This is a genomic window from Vineibacter terrae (assembly GCF_008039615.1).
Taxonomy (GTDB): Bacteria; Pseudomonadota; Alphaproteobacteria; order Reyranellales; family Reyranellaceae; genus Vineibacter; species Vineibacter terrae.
The window spans coordinates 1-12,987 of sequence record NZ_VDUZ01000020.1 but is presented as its reverse complement, the minus strand read 5'-3'; the positions used below and the strand labels follow the sequence as shown (position 1 = coordinate 12,987).

General features: G+C 67.1%; 10 protein-coding genes and 1 pseudogene. 6 read left to right on the top strand and 5 right to left on the bottom strand.

Annotation, left to right across the window (positions count from 1 at the left end; translation table 11 throughout):
• Both FHP25_RS17940 and FHP25_RS17935 read right to left on the bottom strand, forming a co-directional pair.
• Window positions 1-3,079: pseudogene (locus tag FHP25_RS17940) on the bottom strand (BPTD_3080 family restriction endonuclease).
• Window positions 3,080-3,264: 185 nt separating this feature from the next.
• On the bottom strand, window positions 3,265-3,687 hold the full coding sequence (locus FHP25_RS17935; protein WP_147848326.1) for a hypothetical protein: 423 nt from the start codon (window positions 3,685-3,687) through the stop codon (window positions 3,265-3,267).
• Between the two features lie 276 nt (window positions 3,688-3,963).
• On the opposite strand from FHP25_RS17935, the gene FHP25_RS17930 reads away from it, so the two are divergent.
• The 3 genes from FHP25_RS17930 to FHP25_RS17925 are packed head-to-tail and all read left to right on the top strand — an operon-like array spanning window position 3,964 to window position 6,492.
• A complete protein-coding gene (locus tag FHP25_RS17930) occupies window positions 3,964-4,971 on the top strand; it encodes a helix-turn-helix transcriptional regulator (RefSeq protein ID WP_147848325.1) in 1,008 nt (335 codons plus the stop codon).
• Window positions 4,949-5,149, top strand: coding sequence for a hypothetical protein (locus FHP25_RS40830; RefSeq protein WP_178133602.1), 201 nt, complete (start codon window positions 4,949-4,951; stop codon window positions 5,147-5,149). Before FHP25_RS17930 ends, FHP25_RS40830 begins: the two co-directional genes overlap by 23 nt.
• A 38-nt stretch (window positions 5,150-5,187) precedes the next feature.
• A complete protein-coding gene (locus FHP25_RS17925) occupies window positions 5,188-6,492 on the top strand; it encodes an MFS transporter (protein ID WP_147848324.1) in 1,305 nt (434 codons plus the stop codon).
• 445 nt (window positions 6,493-6,937) lie between these two features.
• On the opposite strand, the gene FHP25_RS17920 is transcribed toward FHP25_RS17925, so the two are convergent.
• The gene (locus FHP25_RS17920) at window positions 6,938-7,471 is read right to left on the bottom strand and encodes a hypothetical protein (protein ID WP_147848323.1); all 534 of its coding nucleotides are present in this window, start codon (window positions 7,469-7,471) and stop codon (window positions 6,938-6,940) included.
• A 446-nt stretch (window positions 7,472-7,917) separates the two neighbouring features.
• Between FHP25_RS17920 and FHP25_RS17915 the strand changes: the two genes are divergently transcribed.
• Both FHP25_RS17915 and FHP25_RS17910 read left to right on the top strand, forming a co-directional pair.
• Window positions 7,918-8,277, top strand: a complete 360-nt coding sequence (locus FHP25_RS17915) for a DOPA 4,5-dioxygenase family protein (RefSeq protein WP_147848322.1) — start codon at window positions 7,918-7,920, stop codon at window positions 8,275-8,277.
• Between the two features lie 160 nt (window positions 8,278-8,437).
• A complete protein-coding gene (locus FHP25_RS17910) occupies window positions 8,438-8,953 on the top strand; it encodes a CinA family protein (RefSeq protein WP_147848321.1) in 516 nt (171 codons plus the stop codon).
• A 147-nt stretch (window positions 8,954-9,100) separates the two neighbouring features.
• Here the strand turns inward: FHP25_RS17910 and FHP25_RS17905 are convergent, their stop codons facing one another.
• Window positions 9,101-10,324 (bottom strand): acyl-CoA dehydrogenase family protein, encoded by a 1,224-nt coding sequence (locus tag FHP25_RS17905; RefSeq protein WP_147848320.1) that lies wholly within the window; start codon window positions 10,322-10,324, stop codon window positions 9,101-9,103.
• Window positions 10,325-10,444: 120 nt separating this feature from the next.
• A complete protein-coding gene (locus FHP25_RS17900) occupies window positions 10,445-11,569 on the bottom strand; it encodes an acyl-CoA dehydrogenase family protein (RefSeq protein ID WP_147848319.1) in 1,125 nt (374 codons plus the stop codon).
• A 361-nt stretch (window positions 11,570-11,930) separates the two neighbouring features.
• Between FHP25_RS17900 and FHP25_RS17895 the strand changes: the two genes are divergently transcribed.
• Window positions 11,931-12,932 (top strand): DUF7064 domain-containing protein, encoded by a 1,002-nt coding sequence (locus FHP25_RS17895; protein ID WP_218578429.1) that lies wholly within the window; start codon window positions 11,931-11,933, stop codon window positions 12,930-12,932.
• The last annotated feature ends 55 nt before the right edge of the window (window positions 12,933-12,987 follow it).

The following is a 12,987-nucleotide window of genomic DNA, read 5'->3' as shown; positions in this document are numbered from 1 at the left end:
CTATCCGTTCCCGTTCGCCGGCCGTGCGGTCGCGGCGTCGATCATCCTGCCGAAAGCGCCTTCGACCTGGGCCTTGAAATCGGCCTCGATGCTGTAGACCTCGGTGAGCTCGGCGAAGGCCCAGCGGCCGTAGGTGCCAAGATGGTTCACGCCGGGCACCCAGTAGGTGTCCATCGTATCCTTCTTCGCCTTCGCATCGTCGCCGCGATACCCCTTGATCTCCACGACAAGGTTCAGCCGGTCGTCGGAGCCACGTCCGTCATCGACCAGAACGATGAAATCGGGGCGGTACTTCCGCATCTCGGTCCCGTAGCGATAGGGCACCTCGAAGCCGAGATTGTGGTTCTTGGTGTAGGCGATCACCCTGGGGTGACTCTCCGCGACGCGGCAGAACTCCGCCTCCCAGTCGCTGTCGAGGATCACCCAGTTCACATGGTTTTTCGGCGGCGGTCCCATTGTGTCCCAGCGCTCTGTCTTCGACGTGCTGAACCGGACATGCTTCGTGGAGCCGGTCGAATTGTAGGGATCGAGCAGCGCCTTGATAGGGTGCTCGCCGAGGAACTGGCGGGTGATCGCGGCCGTGATGCGGTCGCACGCCAGGTCGGCAAGCTTCTTGTACTTCAGCTGGGCGGGATTAGGTGCCGCCCTTGCAGACGAGGTAGCCGTCCAGCCATTGCTTGGCAACGCGCTTGAGCTGTCCGAACAGGTGCAGCTTCGGCCCTTCACCCGGGTCGCGCCACTTGTGCAGCACCAGATGCGAGGTGAGCTCGTAGAGCACCTGCGAGGGCCGGACGTCGCCGGTGTGGACGAGGTTCAGGTTCACCACCTCGCCGATGATGCCCGAATTCTGCGTCTCCGTGGCGCCGACAAGGTCGGGCGTCAGCTCCAGGATCGAATCCTCGTTGAAATCGGCCGTGATGCGTTCCGTAGGCAATTCGACACGATAGCCCTCGACTCGCGGGAAGCGGATCTCCAGCGCATCACGGTCGGGACGGACGGCCGCCACATGGACGGTTTCGCGTGGCGCTTGCGGCGGCGCGACCACCGGCTTGGCGGTGAAGTCGAACGGGATGCCCAGGATGTCGGCGTACTCGACGTTGAAGCGTTCCTCGGCGTTGAGCTCATAGGACTGGCGCCGTAGGGCGCGGCCGATCACCTGCTCGCACAGCAGCTGGGTGCCGAAGGCGCGCACGCCCAGCACGTGGGTGACGGTGTTGGCGTCCCAGCCTTCGGTGAGCATGGAGACAGAGACGACACAGCGGATGCCGGCGCCCAGCTGCCCCGGCTTGCCGACGGTGTTCATCACCTCGCGCAGCAGCTCCTGGTCGGTGATGGTCTCGCCCGCCGCGCGATCTCCCGTGCGTTCGACGATCTCGCGCCGGAAGCGGTCGATCTCGTCGGCGGCCATGCGCCGGAAATTGTCGTCGAGCGCGTCGCCGGCCTCGAGCTGCTCGCTGTCGATCAGCAGCGTGTTGGGCCGCGGCAGCGGATTGCCGGTCACGTCGTCGAAATTGCGGAACAGCGCGAACCGGCCGTTCTGCAGCGTCGTCGTGCCGTCTTCGTTGATGCGGTGGAATCCGGAGATGAAATCGTAGACCAGCTTCGAGATCGCCGTGTTCTGGCAGACGATGATGAAGCAGGGCGGCACCCCGATGCCGGCATCCCGCCAGAGCTGCCAGGTCTTCTCGTAATGCCCGTACAGCGCTTCCAGGGCGGTCTGCAGCGGCGTGGGCAGGTCCAGGGGATTGAGATTGTCGGATTTGCCGCGACCCTTCCTCGGCATGTGCTTGCCGATATGGTCCCAGAGATTCCGGAACATCGGCATCTCGGCGCCGGGGATGTTGTCGGCCACCGGCACGCGCGGCAGCTTGACGATGCCGCACTCGATGGCGTCCATCAGCGAGAAGTCGCTCATCGTCCAGGGGAACAGCGTGCCCTCGGCATAGCCGGAGCCGCGTAGGAAGAAGGGCGTGGCCGACAGGTCGACGACCCGGCTGAGACCGATCTTGCGGTTCACGGCCTCCAGGCCCGAGATCCACAGGCGGGCTGCCTCGTTGTTCTTCTCCGCCTCGCTCTTCTCCTCGCCTTTCAGCTCGGCGTCGTCGGCCTCCTTCGGCTTCTGCCGGTAGCAGTGGTGTGCCTCGTCGTTGATGGCGAGCACGTTCTTCATGCCCATCAGGTCGGGCATGACGCGCTGGAGCATCTGGCCTTCCGTCTCCTGCGTCTTCAGGTCCTCCCCGGTCCGCCCCCGCAAGAGCTGGCGCCCGCCCTTCGACAGCTCGATGCGCTCGCGCAGCTTGAAGGCATGGTAGTTGGTGATGACGATCTTGGCGCGCTTCACGTCGTCGAGCATGTCGTTGGGGACAAGCTCGCGGCTGGCATAGTAGCTGTCAGGGTCGTTGGGCAGCAGGACGCGCAGGCGGTCCTTGATCGTCAGGCCGGGGGCGCAGATCAGAAAGCCGCGCGTGAACTGCCGGCTCCCCGGATGCCGCGCGGCGTTCACCGTCTGCCAGGCGATCAGCATGGCCATCACGGTGGTCTTGCCCGCGCCCGTCGCCAGCTTCAGCGCCAGCCGCATCAGCTCCGGGTTGGCGTCCTTGCTGGCGGCGGCGAGGCGATCGAGATGGCGCCGACCAGCCGGCGAGCGCGGTGCGACCTCGGTCAGCCAGATCACGGTCTCCACGGCTTCGATCTGGCAGAAGAAGGGGCGCACGCCGCTGAACGGGTGATGCCGCCAGTGCTGCAGCAGACGCGCCGTCTCGGGCGTGACCTGCCAATGGGCTGCGTTGGGCAGCGCGCGCCACGCGTCCACCTGGAAGCGGACCTCGTTGATGATCGACGTCGGGTCGTACTGCTGTTCGGCGGTCGACAGGCCCTTGCCTTCGTTGAAGACGAAGCCCTCCTGCGCCGCGGCTGATTTGCGCTTCTTCGGCTTGGGGATTGGCGTGACGAATTTCGCCCCGCGCCGGTTCTCGATGATCTTCTGCGTCGGCTGGCCGGACTCGTCCAGTTCCCAGTGCCGGGACGGGTAGGCGTACGGTGAGTTGAGGATCGGCTGGTCGAAGAACGGGTTGGACATACTCAACACCTGTGGCCGCTGCTGGCCGCAGCCTTATTGTAGCATAGGCATGCACTCATTCCACCCCACAACCTTCTTCATCCTGTCAGATCATCGCAAGGATGATCAGGGCGACGACACAAAGCCCGATTTCCAGCAGCGCGAAGAGCAGAATCCACAAACGACCCATCGCGGCGCATCCTACCCTACTGCGCCCCGGCATTGCTCGGCGTCACGGGGGTTGACACTTCCACCGGAGCCGATGGCGGTGGTGGAAGGGCCACGCACTGCCTCATCTTCATCGACTGGTCGACCGCCTCATATTCGCCCTTCAGCCGCCCCAGCTCCTCCTTGCGGTCCTTGGTGGCGGCCAGCCCGAACAGCGCCGGCCACAGCAGGATCAGGCCGACCGTCATGAACGCCGCGTCGGCGTTGGCGTTCTCGCGCTGCAGGCCCGACACGCGCTGTACCTCGGCGCTCAGGCGCTTGTGCTCCTCGCCCAGCTGGGCGCATGTCCAGCTCTGGTAGGTGGCCGGGCTGACGTAGCGCGCGTCGATCGATGACGGCGAGCTGGCGCAGCCGGCCTGGACCAGGCACAGGCCCAGCCGTGCCCATTTGCTTGCTTGCATGGATGCCCCCTTGTCGCCGTCCCCACGGCGCATGACGTGCGGCCCTCATCCGCACGCAGCGAACTTGCCATCAGGGGGTTGCAGTTCCGGCTACCTGTTTGCGCGTGATGGTGTAGGTTCAGCGAAAGAAATTCCTCCCCAACGAAGTTGGGGAGGTGCCCCGAAGGGGCGGAGGGGAGGCGACGTGGTCTCGGTAATCAGCACCACGTGGCGTCCCCCTCCGCCCTTCGGCCACCTCCCCCAACTTTGTTGGGGGAGGGTTGTTGGGGGAACCACATGCGCTACGCCAATGCCGACCAGGTGATGCACCTGGCGCTGGAGATGCAGGGCTCGCGGCTGGGGCTGAGCCTGGCCGACATCGAGGACAAGTTCCGGGTCAGCCGCAGCACGGCGCGGCGCATGCGCGATGCCGTGGCGCGGCTCTACCCGCAGATCGAGAAGCGCATCGATGACGAGCAGCGCCCGCGCTGGCGCATCCCGGCCGGCGGCACGGTGACACCGGGCGCCATCAGCGCCGAGGAGATCGCCGATCTGGAGGCCACCGCCCGCCTGCTGCGTCAGCACAATCTGCGCCGTCGCGCGTCGTCGCTGGAGGCGCTCGCCGCCAAGCTGCGCGCGGCGCTGCCGTCCAAGGCGCAGCTGCAGCTCGAGCCCGATGTCGAGGCGCTGCTGCAGGCCGAGGGGCTGGCGATGCGCCCCGGGCCGCGGCCGCTGATCCGCACCGACGTCATCGACACCATCCGGCTCGCCATCAAGCAGGGCCGCATGATCTACCTCGCCTATCGCTCGCGCGGCAGCGGCCGCGCCTCGGGCCGCATGCTGGAGCCCTACGGCTTCCTGCTGGGCAACCGGCACTATCTCGTGGGCATGGCGCCGGACCGGCATCCCGGCGATGCACGGCTGTTCGCGCTCTCCAACATCGGCAAGGTCAAGGTGCTCGACCGCCCGTTCCAGCGCGACCCTGATTTCTCGCTGGAGCAGTTCGCGCGCCGCGCCTTCGGCGTCTTCCAGGAAGAGCCGCGCGACATCGCCTGGCGCTTCACGCCCGAGGCCGCGGCGGCGGCGCGCGAGTATCTCTTCCATCCCACGCAGGCGCTGGAGCCGCAGCCCGACGGATCGCTGGTCGTGCGCTTCCGCGCCGGCGGCCTGCTGGAGATGTGCTGGCATCTCTACAGCTGGGGCGCCTCGGTCGAGGTGCTCGCGCCACCCGAGCTGAAGCAGCTGATGAAAGGCGCCGCACGCCATCGGCGCTTCGTGGTCGATGGCGCTGCTGTGTCGTCGTGATGATGATGATGATGATGATGATGATGATGATGATGATGATGATGATGATGATGATGATGATGATGATGATGATGCAACACGCTTTGTCAGCTTCCTGACCGCCCCTGCGTTTTCGACAAGCCACCATCCCTCTGGCGCCTGCTTCACCGCCACCGCGCCGCGGGGTCATTGTTCCTGAAAGCTGTTCGACCGTAGCGGCATCAGGAGGGAACGCCAATGACAGCGGACGTCGAAGACAATGTCATGCGCAAGATCGCGTGGCGCTTGCTGCCCTTTCTCAGCCTCGGCTACCTGATCAACGCGCTCGACCGCTTCAACGTCTCGATCGCGGCGCTGACCATGAACCAGGAGCTCGGCCTGTCGGCGACGACCTACGGCCTGGCGGCCGGCGCCTTCTTCTGGAGCTACGTGCTGTTCCAGTTCCCGGCCAACGCCATCCTCACGCGCCTGGGCGCGCGGCGCTGGCTCACCATCATCATGTTCGTCTGGGGCGCCTGCTCGGCCGGCACCGCCTTCGTCACCGACGCCACCAGCTTCGTGATCATGCGCTTCCTGCTGGGCATCGCCGAAGCGGGCTTCTTCCCCGGCGTCGCCTGGTTCATGACGCGCTGGTTCCCCACCGGCCATCGCAGCAAGGCGATGGGCGTCTTCTATGCCTTCGGCGCCGCCGCCAACGTGATCGGCGGCCCGATCTCCGGCAACCTGCTGCGCCTGCACGGCTGGCACGGGCTCTCGGGCTGGCAGTGGATGTTCCTGATCGAAGGCATTCCCGCCTGCCTGCTGGCGCTGGCCTGCCCGCTGGTGATCCGCGACCGGCCGCAGGACGCGGCGTGGCTCAGCCGCGGCCAGCAGGACTGGCTGCGCTCCCGGCTCGAGAGCGACAACGCCCAGCTCAAGAGCCGGAAGCTGGGCCTGGGCAAGGCCATCGTCATGCCCGCCATGCTGCTGCTGATCCTGGGCTATGCCCTGATCGCGTTCGGCGTCTACGGCACCAGCTTCTTCATGCCGCTGATGATGAAGACCATGGGCTACGGCGACCTCACCGTCGCCTACCTCACCGCCATCCCCGGCGTGTTCGGCGTCATCGGCATGATCCTGCTGTCGCGCAGCTCGGACCGCACCGGCGAGCGCGTCTGGCATGCCGCGGGGCCGTGCCTGCTGGCCGCGATCGGGCTGGTCGGCGCCGGCCTCACGCTCGCCGTCAATCCGGTGGCCGCGATCGCCAGCTTCTGCCTGGCCGCGTTCGGCATCGCCGCCGCGCTGCCCTGCTTCTGGAACCTGCCCACCGAGTGGCTGGGGCCGGCCGCCGTCGCTGGCGGCATCGCCATCATCAACTCGATCGGCAACATCTCGGGCTATGTCGGGCCGCAGGCGGTGGGCGTGCTGCACGACCTCACCGGCGCCTACGGCATCCCGCTGGTCGTGATCGGCGTGGTGATGGCCATCGCCGCCGCCTGCCTCGTGCTGGCCTCGCGCGCCGCGACCGAACCAACCGCGCAACCCGCAGGCGCCGCCCGCTGAGGCGGCGCCTGTTGCCGTTCACCCCTCGCCCCGCGGCAGCGGGGAGAGGGAGGGGTACGCGCGATCAGTCCCCGCTCGTGCCGCATGGCTTGATCGTTCCGCCCCCTCACCTTCCCATGCCTTCGGCATGGGCCCCTTCCTCTCCCCGCTCGCGGCAGGGCATTCGCATATGGATGGGAGCCGTCGGTCTTCGACTACCTTCCCCCGCTCGCGGGGGAAGGTGGCGCGAAGCGCCGGATGGGGGATGCTTCAACGCAAATGGTGCATCCCATCGAGCATCCGCGTCGTTGCAACGCCCCCCATCCGCCCTTCGGGCACCTTCCCCCGCAAGCGGGGGAAGGTAGAGGGCATCGTTGAGATTCCGCGGCCCGACGCCATATGCGAATGCCCTGCCGCTCGTGGGGAGAGGAGGCAGCAACCCGGCGCTGTGGCCCAGCTCAGGTCGTCAGAGGTAGCCGGGATAGTGCTGCCGCAGCAGGCCCTGCACGCGCTGGACCTCGGCCTGTCCCTGCACCTTGGCGATCACGTTGTCGATGATCTGGCGCAGTGTCTGGTTGGACGAGAAGTTCGCGCCGTGGGTCGAATGCGTCTTGTCCTGGACGCGCAGCACGCGCACCACGTCGGCGCGCACGTCAGGCGCCTCCTTGTTGGTATAGACTGTCGCGAGGTTGGTGTACTGCGGTCCGGTCGGTGCGGTGACGACCAGCGGCTGGAATGTGGCGGTCATGAACTCGCCGATCTTGCCCTCGGGCCAGGGGATGAAGCTCTGCTTGAATTCGTAGTGGATCACCCGGGCGACGTCCTTCTTCTCGTTGCTCGTCCCCGCCGTGTCCTTGCCGTTGGTCTCGAGCCAGGTGTTCAGATCGCCGACCAGCTTCCCGAAATTGGTCGTGTCCATCTGGGTCTTCTTGTTCTTGTACTTGGTATTGTTTTGCATGGCCTTCAGGCCACTGCGGATGTCCTCGATGCTCACACCCATGACCTTCCTCCACCGATAGCGGCGCCGGATCCGGCGGGCTGTTGAACACAACCACCACGCTAGCACACGGCATTGGCCGCGCCACCAATGGCCCACGTTCCTCAGGGAAATCGCATCACGATGCCTGAAGCGGCATCCGAGCCCGATGAGACATCATTTTCCTTGTTCTTTGGATGAGAATTTAATATACTCATGCGAACATGCCGGCCTGCCGCCATCGCTTGTGCGGCGCGCCGGCGCTGCTGCTTCCAGCACCGCGGAGGCCCGCATGCCCACCATCGAAACCGCGCAAACTGCGCAACACCGCACCGGCAATAAAGGCCCTGGGCAAGTCCCTGCGATCTCACGAGAATCGGCGATGGCACCAATAACTGAAACGGCGCAGGCGGTTGCGCGGCATGACACGAGGATGCGGCAGGCGCAAATGCGGAAAATGAGGAAATGACATGAAGCACACCGACACGTCCGTCATCGAGAGCTGGCATGCGCATGTCTACTTCGACGCCGCCAGCCGCGACGCGGCCTGGTCGCTGCGCGAGGCGATCATGCAGCGCTTCGACGGCGCCATGGAGATGGGCCGCTTCCACGAGCGGCCGGTGGGCCCGCACCCGCGCTGGAGCTACCAGGTCGCGTTCAAGCCGGACCGCTTCAGCGAGATCGTCGCCTGGCTGGCGCTCAACCGCGGCGAACTGGTGGTGTTCACGCATCCCAACACCGGCGACGCGCTGGTCGACCACCGCGACCGCGCCATCTGGATGGGCGCCTGGCTCGAGCTCAACCTCGACGCCCTGCGCGACGCGGCATGAGCTTACTCATCCCTCCCCCACGCGCAGCGTGGGGGAGGTGGCCGAAGGCCGGAGGGGGAGCGCTCGTGGTGCCGATGACTTGGACCTCGTCGCCTCCCCTCCGCCCCTTCGGGGCACCTCCCCAGCGAAGCTGGGGAGGGAAGAAGAAGGAGTCCTAGTAATGCAAACCCTCCTCCCCCAGGCCGAACGCATCGGCGCGCTGCTGAAGGCGCGCGGCGAGACGATCGCGGTCTGCGAGTCTTCCATCGGCGGCCTGCTGTCGGCGGCGCTACTGGCCGTGCCGGGCGCGTCGGCGTATTTCGTCAGCGGCGCCGTGGTCTACACCCGCACCGGCGGCGACGTGCTGCTGGCGATCCCGCCCGAGGCGCGCCAGGGCCTGCGCGCCTCGACCGAGCCCTATGCGCTCTTGATGGCGCGCACCATCCGCACGCGCCTGGGCGCCACCTGGGGCCTGGCCGAGACCGGCGCCAGCGGCCCGTCAGGCAACCGCTACGGCGACGCCGCCGGCCATGCCTGCATCGCGATCACGGGTCCGGTCGAGAAGGCGATCACGCTCGAGACCGGCAGCCCCGACCGCGTCGCCAACATGCGCGCGTTCGCCGCCGCGGCGCTGGGATTGCTGGAGCAATCCCTCTCCGCCCGCGCCACGGGGGGAGAGGGCGGGGCCCGCGCGTAAGCGCGGGAGGGTGAGGTGGGTGTCGAAGCAGGTCAGGCTCAGGGTGATGGGCCCGCATTCGTCCTGCGACCCACCTCACCCTCCCATGCCTTCTGCATGGGTCCCTCCCTCTCCCCCCGCGACGCGGGCGGAGAGGGCTCCTCGCGCCTACTTCTTCCCGAGCTCGTTGAAGGCCACGTCCTTATCGACGCGGATGTCCTGCGGCAGGCCCAGCACGCGCTCGGCCACGATGTTGCGCAGGATCTCGTCAGTGCCGCCGGCGATGCGGAAGCCGGCGCCGAACATCCATTGCTGCTGGAAGGCGCCGGCGCCGGGCACGTCCCTGGTCATGATGCCGGCCTGGCCCATCAGCTCCATCGCGAAAGCGCCCAGGTCCTGCATCTTGGGCGCCGCCACGATCTTGGCGATCGACGATTCAGGCCCCGGCTGCTGGCCCTTGGACAGCGACGTGAGCGTGCGGAACTTGGTGTACTTCAGGCCCTGCGACTGCACGTACCATTCGGCGATCTTGCCGCGCACCGAGGCGTTGCGGATCGCCGGCCCGTCCTCCAGCTCGGTGTCGCGCGCCAGCTCCAGCAGCTCGTCGACGTCGACGCCGCCGGCCGGCGTGCCCACCGCCAGGCGCTCGTTCATCAGCGTGGTCAGCGCCACTTTCCAGCCCTGGCCGACCTCGCCGACGCGCTGGCTGTCGGGCACGCGCACATTGGTGAAGAACACCTCGTTGAAGTTGGCGGCGCCGGAGATCTGCTTGATCGGCCGCGCCTCGACCCCGGGGCTCTTCATGTCGATGTAGAACATGGTGAGCCCCTGGTGCTTGGGCACGCCGGGGTCGGTGCGGGTGATGATGATGCCGTAGTCGCTGTAATGCGCCCCCGAGGTCCACACCTTCTGGCCGTTGATCACCCAGCCGTCGCCGTCGCGCTCGGCGCGGGTGCGGATGCCGGCGACGTCGGAGCCGGCCGCCGGCTCCGAAAACAGCTGGCACCATACCTCCTCGCCATGCAGCGCCGGCTTCACATAGCGGCCCAGCACCTCCGGCCCGCAATAGGCCATCAGGGTGGGAATGCACATGCCCAGCCCGATGTCGAAGAAGCCCAGCGGCACCAGGTAGTTCGCCTCCTCCTGGCTGTAGATCACCTGCTGGATCGGCGTGCCGCCCAGGCCGCCATATTCCTTGGGCCAGGTGATGCGGGCGTAGCCGGCCTGCGCCTTCTTGTCCTGCCAGACCTTGGCCTTCTTCAGCAGCTCCGGGTCATCGACACGGGCGCGGATCGAGGTCTTGTCGTCGCTCTTGCGCGTGGCGTTGGCGTCGAGCCAGGTCCGCACCTGCTGGCGGAACGCGGCTTCTTCCGGGGTATCGTTGAAGTCCATGGGTGTATCCTTTGCCGAACGATCAAACTGTCATCCCGAGCGAAGCGAGGGATCTCCTTCAAATGGCGCACGGTGCGCCTTTCCCGGGAGATCCCTCGCTACGCTCGGGATGACGGGTTGCTAAGCCGCGTTCTTGCGCTCCAGCCGGGTCACCAGCTTCTCCTTCCACGCCGTCGGGCCGCCGATGGCCAGCGCCAGCAGCCGCGAGCGGCGGTAGTGGAACTGCGTGTCGGCCTCCCACGTGAAGCCGATCCCGCCATGGGTCTGGATGTTCTCCTGGGCGGCGAAGTCGTAGGCGTCGGTGGCCGCCACGCGCGCCGCGGCGGCGGCGATCGGCAGGTCGGCGCCGCCCTCGGCGTACATCATCGCGCCATAGTAGGCGTTGGAGCGCGCCAGCTCGGTCTTGACGTAGACATCGGCCAGCTTGTGCTTGATCGCCTGGTAGGAGCCGATGACGCGGCCGAACGCCTGGCGCTGCAGGGCGTAGTCGCGGCCCATCCACATCGCCGCCTCGGCGCCGCCGATCTGCTCGAAGGCGAACAGCACCGCCGCGCCGTCATAGAGCTCGTTCAGCAGCTGCACGCCCTTGCCCTTGCCGCCCAGCAGCTCGGCCTTGGCGTCGCTGAACGTGATCTGCGCATGCTTGCGCGCCGGATCGACGGTGGCCACGCGCGTGCGCGCCACGCCGCCGTTGGTGAGATCCACCAGGGCCAGCGACAGCGACCGCGCGCCGGTGCCGCCGCTGTTCACCAGCACGACGGCGACCGTCGCGGCTTCGCCATCCGCCACCGGAACCTTGATGCCGTTGAGCTTGCCGTCGGCGAAGCTCACGCGCACCGATTTCGGCGTCGGCGCCTGCGGCCCTTCCGACGTCGCCAGCGTGCCGATGGCCGAGCCGTCGGCGAGCCTGGGCAGCCACGCCTTCTTCTGCGCCTCGCTGCCCCAGCGCTTGATCGCCTCGGTGACGAGATAGACCGACGAGGAGAACGGCACCGGCGCGCAGGCGCGGCCCAGCTCCTCGGCGATCACGCACAGCTCCAGCGGGCCCAGCCCGGTGCCGCCATAGGCCTCGGGAATCGCGGTGCCCATCAGGCCCAGCTCCGCCATGCCGGCCCACACCTCGGCGGCGTGCGTCTCGTCGCCGTCGAGCACGCGGCGCACCACCTTCATCGGGCACTTGTCGGCAAGGAACTTGCGCACCTGCTCCTTGAGCATCTTCTGGTCGTCAGAGAAATCAAAGTTCATGGCATGGTCCTGCGAGGAGAACAGCTGCCCCTACGATGGCCCAGATGGGCCGACATGCCTAGGGATCAGGGGACCCGTCTTCCGTCATGCGGTCATGCCGCACTGCGAACATTTCGTATTCCCTTCTCCCCGCGCAAGGTTGTCCGGGGAAACGGCGGGCTCGGCGCCAAAAGCCTTCATGGTGAGCCTGTCGAACCATGAAGGCGTCGTACAGCGGTCAGTGCGCCGCGCCTCATGGTTCGACAAGCTCACCATGAAGCGCTGTGGCGAACGGGAAAAGGGAACACGCTCTCGTGGCGGCGAAGAATGCCTGCTACGTTCGGCGCAACAGATCGTCACAACAATCGCCCGGAGGATTCCTGTGGACGCGTTCCGCCTCGAGCCCAAGGACGAGCATCCGCATCAGCCCGATGCCTCGGTGAACTTCAACGAAAGCGTCTACACCAACGCCTTCGATCCGGCGCAGCGCGTCGGCGGCTGGATGCGCCTGGGCAACCGTGTCAACGAAGGCTACGCCGAGCTGTCGGTATGCCTCTATTTGCCCGACGGCCGCGTCGCCTGCCAGTTCCTGCGCCCCGCCATCGCGAAGAACGACCGCTTCGACGCCGGTGGCCTGCGCTATGACGTCGTCGAGCCGTTCCGCCGCGTCGACATGCGCTATGACGGCGAGCTGATGCTGCTCGACGATCCCGAGCTGCTGCGCACGCCCGAGGCGATGTTCGCGCGCGCGAAGAAGGTGTCGGGCTCGGTGCGCTGGGAGCACACCGGCCATGCGCCCATGCATGGCGGCGAGCCGACCTCGGCCGACGTGCCCACCATGTACGGCCGCGACTTCTCGCGCGGCCACTTCAACCAGCATACCCGCGCGAAGGGCGTGATCACGGTGGGCGAGCAGTCGTGGACCATCGACGGCGCCGGCTGGCGCGATCATTCCTGGGGGCCGCGCTACTGGCAGGTGATCCACTATTACCGCCTGTTCATCGCCAACTTCGACGACGGCCGCGCCCTGATGCTGCTGAAGATCGCTGACCGCAGCGGCCATGCGCGCCGCGTCGGCGTGCTGCTGGTCGACGGACGCTACGAGGACATCGTCGACCTCGACGTGGTCACCGACTGGTCGGCGCGGCAGGATCCGGCCCGCATCAGGCTGGGCGTGCGCACGGCGCGGCGCGCGGCGCAGATCGAGGGCGAGATCATCACCGTGGCGCCGCTGCGCAACCGGCGCCGCGTCGATGACGAGACCCTGGTGTCGCGCATCGCCGAAGGCTTCACGCGCTTCACCTGGGACGGCGCCGTCGGCTACGGCATGACCGAGTACATCGAGCGCATCGAGGACGGCCACCCGGTGGGATACCCGCTGTGATGGTTTTCGGACCGCGCGCGTCCACGCGCGCTCATGAATGCGCGCGTGGACGCGC

Coding starts and splice junctions, on each gene's coding strand:
- FHP25_RS17915 (WP_147848322.1), top strand. CDS start 7,918: ATGAAGCACACCGACACGTCCGTCATCGAGAGCTGGCATGCGCATGTC.
- FHP25_RS17925 (WP_147848324.1), top strand. CDS start 5,188: ATGACAGCGGACGTCGAAGACAATGTCATGCGCAAGATCGCGTGGCGC.
- FHP25_RS40830 (WP_178133602.1), top strand. CDS start 4,949: ATGGCGCTGCTGTGTCGTCGTGATGATGATGATGATGATGATGATGAT.
- FHP25_RS17935 (WP_147848326.1), bottom strand. CDS start 3,687: ATGCAAGCAAGCAAATGGGCACGGCTGGGCCTGTGCCTGGTCCAGGCC.
- FHP25_RS17920 (WP_147848323.1), bottom strand. CDS start 7,471: ATGGGTGTGAGCATCGAGGACATCCGCAGTGGCCTGAAGGCCATGCAA.
- FHP25_RS17930 (WP_147848325.1), top strand. CDS start 3,964: ATGCGCTACGCCAATGCCGACCAGGTGATGCACCTGGCGCTGGAGATG.
- FHP25_RS17900 (WP_147848319.1), bottom strand. CDS start 11,569: ATGAACTTTGATTTCTCTGACGACCAGAAGATGCTCAAGGAGCAGGTG.
- FHP25_RS17905 (WP_147848320.1), bottom strand. CDS start 10,324: ATGGACTTCAACGATACCCCGGAAGAAGCCGCGTTCCGCCAGCAGGTG.
- FHP25_RS17910 (WP_147848321.1), top strand. CDS start 8,438: ATGCAAACCCTCCTCCCCCAGGCCGAACGCATCGGCGCGCTGCTGAAG.